Source organism: Mesorhizobium sp. M7A.F.Ca.CA.001.10.2.1 (assembly GCF_003998575.1).
Lineage (GTDB): Bacteria > Pseudomonadota > Alphaproteobacteria > Rhizobiales > Rhizobiaceae > Mesorhizobium.
This window is the reverse complement of sequence record NZ_RZQY01000671.1, coordinates 1-3,291: the sequence shown is the minus strand read 5'-3', so window position 1 is coordinate 3,291 and position 3,291 is coordinate 1. Positions and strand designations below refer to the sequence as shown.

Sequence of the window (3,291 nt, the reverse complement as noted above, 5' to 3'; positions counted from 1 at the left end):
GGGCAAGGGGTTCCTCACCGGCGCCATCGATGCCAGCACGACGTTCGACAGCAGCGACTTCCGCAACACCGTGCCGCGTTTTGCGGAAGACGCCCGCAAGGCGAACCAGGCGCTGGTCGACGCGATCGGCGTGATCGCTGCCGAGAAGAAGGCGACATCAGCACAGGTCGCTCTCGCCTGGCTGCTGGCGCAGAAGCCCTGGATCGTTCCGATCCCCGGCACCACCAAGCTCAATCGCCTCGAAGAGAACATCGCGTCGGCCACCATCGCGCTGACGGCGGACGATCTTGCCAACATCGAGAATGCGGTCTCGGCGATCGCGGTGAAGGGAGCGCGCTATTCTCCGCAACAGGAAGCAAGGATCGATCGTTAGCCACCTGGGAGAGCGTGATGAGCCAACCAGTCTCAAGACGAGGTGCGCTGATGACCATGCTTGCACTGCCTCTGGGCGCCGGATTGAGTCCCGGATCGAGCCGCCCGCCAGTGCGTCGAGCGCGCGGCGAACGGGCGGCGCCAAAGTGCTGGTGGCCTACTACACCCGCACCGGCAACACGCGGGTCATCGCGCGCCAGATCAGCAGGACTCTGCGAGCGGATATTTTCGAGATCGCGACCGTCGATCCCTACCCGGAAGACTACAAGCAGCAGGTTGCGGTGGCGGAGCAGCAGCGGGAGTCCGGTTTCGAACCGGCGCTGGCCGCCACGGTGCCTGATATCGGAACCTACGAGACGGTGTTCCTCGGATTTCCGATCTGGGGCATGACCGCGCCTTCGGTGATCCGCTCCTTCCTGTCGAAACACGATCTGTCCGGCAAGACCTTGGTGCCGTTCATCACCCATGGCGGCTACGGAACAGGGCAGAGCCTGAAAGTCCTCGCAGATCATGCACCAGGGGCACGGCTCATCAAGGGTTTTTCCAAGCAGTGCGACCAGGAACGCCAGACGCTTGACGAGGTCACCGGCTGGCTCGGCCGGGTCGAATTGCCCCGCTGAGCCGCCAACGCGAACGCCCAGGCTGCCGTGGGCAGCGAAGCCAAAGATCAGAAAAGGAAAAGAATCATGGCCGAGAACATCAGGGACAAAGTCGTCGTCATCACTGGCGCCAGCAGCGGGCTGGGCGAAGCCGCCGCACGGCTTCTGGCCAGGGAGGGTGCGAAACTGGTCCTGGGGGCGCGCCGCCTTGACCGGTTGCAGGCGCTGGCCGGCGCGCTTTCACTTGGCGAGGGCGCCATCCTTCAGACCGACGTTACCGATGTCGGCCAGGTCCGGCATCTGGTCGACCATGCGGTCGAGACGCACGGCCGCGTCGACGTCATGATCAACAATGCCGGCCTGATGCCGCATTCCCCGCTGGAGCGCGGCAAGGTCGAGGACTGGGACCGCATGATCGACGTCAACATCAAGGGCGTGCTCTACGGCATTGCCGCGGCACTGCCGCACATGAAGACGCAGAAAAGCGGCCACATCATCAACGTGTCGTCGGTCGCCGGCCACAAGGTCGGGCCGGGCGGAGCGGTCTATGCCGCGACCAAGCACGCGGTGCGCATCATCTCGGAAGGTCTGCGCCAGGAAGTGAAACCCTACAACGTCCGCACCACCATCATCTCGCCCGGTGCCGTGGCGACCGAACTGCCCGGCAGCGTCACCGAGGCCGATGTCGCCGAGGGCGTACGCGCACTCTACGACCGGGTGGCCATTCCGGCCGATTCCTTCGCCAGGACGGTGGTGTTCGCCATGAGCCAGCCCGACGAGGTCGACATCAACGAAATCCTGTTCAGACCGACGGCGCAGGAATACTGAAGCCGTTGTAGGTGTCTTGACGCGCCGCGCTTCCTGTTCCAGCTTGGCGCCATGTTCTTCCTCGCGCCCACCAACACCAAGCGACGTCGCCCCTGCACAATGCGGAGCGGCAGACTGATTGCGCGACGACAAAGATCGGCAGGATAGACCCGGTTCGTTCGTTTCCAGCCCCGCCCGCGACACCGCCGGCGGGGTTTTTCATGTCTGGAGCACTTTGATGACCAACAATTCTTCCATCCGGCTTCGGCCGGCCGTGCCTGCTGACGCCGCCGCGATCCGGGATATCGTTCGTGCCGCCTATGTCAAATGGGTGCCGGTGATCGGCCGCGAGCCGCTGCCGATGCGCACCGACTACGACAAGGCCGTTGCCGAGCATCCGTTCGATCTCGCCGTCGAGGATGATCGGATCGTCGGGATGATCGAAACCGTGCTGGCTGACGGTCACCTGTGGATCGAGAATGTCTGTGTGGCACCGGATGCGCAGGGCAGGGGGATCGGCCGGCTGTTGCTGGAACTGGCCGAGCGCAAGGCGGTCGAAGCGGGCCGCCTCGAGCTTCGCCTGCTGACCAATGGCGCCTTCGAGGCGAATGTGTCGCTGTACAAAAGGTATGGCTATGTCATCGATAGGGAAGAGCCTTTCATGAACGGTATGACGGTCCACATGAGCAAGAAGCTGGCGGGATCACCGGCGATCTGAGGGAGGGGTTCGACAATGGCCATCTGCGTCAGGCTCAAACAACTCCCAGGGTTTCACGCGGTTGCCCGGCTGGCGGCGGGGGAGACCATCCCCGGTTGGGCGGACGGGCCAGGCTTCGTCAGCATCACAAGGACTGACGACGAGCTTTCGATCGTTTGCCTGCAGGATCGTGTGCCGGATAGTGTCAGGCAGGACGGTGACTGGGTGGCCTTCAAGCTCCAGGGGCCGTTTGCCTTCGACGAAACCGGTATCGTGTTGTCGGTCATCAGGCCGTTGTCGGAAAACGGGCTGGGCATCTTCGTGGTGTCCACTTTCGATGGCGACCATCTGTTGGTGAAAGCGACGGATCAGGCTGCGGCGAGGCGATTTCTGGTCGAGGCCGGGCATATCTTGCTGTAGTCCATCCTCACCAAGCCGGTTGCTGACCCGAACGCTCTGGCTCAATCACTGCCGCACTGGCTCAACCACTTCGGGGGTTGCGTTTGACAGCGGCGTTTGTGCATCGTTATCTCCAGCCAGATATGACGGCCCGGCGCGACGATGCGGTCAAGGAGAAAACCATGTCACACAATCTGCAGTTCTATATCGATGGCGCGTGGGTCGATCCTGTTGTGCCCAACGCTTTCGATGTCATCGATCCCTCGAATGAGGACGCCTTTGCGCAGATTTCGCTCGGCTCCAAGGCCGATGTCGACAAAGCGGTGGCCGCCGCCAAGCGCGCCTTCAACAGCTTTGGTTTCACCGAGGTTGGCGAGCGGCTCGACCTGTTGAACCGCATCATCGCGGTCTACAAGA

Annotated in this window: 6 protein-coding genes; all 6 read left to right on the top strand. The window is 62.8% G+C overall.

Features of this window, described 5'->3' with window-relative positions; all coding sequences use genetic code 11:
- Positions 1 to 373: aldo/keto reductase (locus EN964_RS29640; protein ID WP_164776076.1), on the top strand; the 373-nt coding region annotated here is incomplete at its 5' end.
- Between the two features lie 145 nt (positions 374 to 518).
- Entirely contained in the window at positions 519 to 992 is a 474-nt protein-coding gene (locus EN964_RS29635; RefSeq protein WP_236382718.1) for a flavodoxin, read from the top strand.
- Between the two features lie 66 nt (positions 993 to 1,058).
- Positions 1,059 to 1,799 (top strand): SDR family oxidoreductase, encoded by a 741-nt coding sequence (locus EN964_RS29630; protein WP_127268889.1) that lies wholly within the window; start codon positions 1,059 to 1,061, stop codon positions 1,797 to 1,799.
- Positions 1,800 to 2,016: 217 nt separating this feature from the next.
- On the top strand, positions 2,017 to 2,496 hold the full coding sequence (locus EN964_RS29625; RefSeq protein WP_127268887.1) for a GNAT family N-acetyltransferase: 480 nt from the start codon (positions 2,017 to 2,019) through the stop codon (positions 2,494 to 2,496).
- A gap of 15 nt (positions 2,497 to 2,511) precedes the next feature.
- Positions 2,512 to 2,895: an ACT domain-containing protein gene (locus EN964_RS29620; protein WP_127268885.1), complete on the top strand. Its 384-nt coding sequence runs from the start codon at positions 2,512 to 2,514 to the stop codon at positions 2,893 to 2,895.
- A 161-nt stretch (positions 2,896 to 3,056) separates the two neighbouring features.
- Positions 3,057 to 3,291 (top strand): aldehyde dehydrogenase family protein (locus EN964_RS29615; RefSeq protein WP_127277083.1); only part of this gene is annotated, 235 nt, incomplete at its 3' end.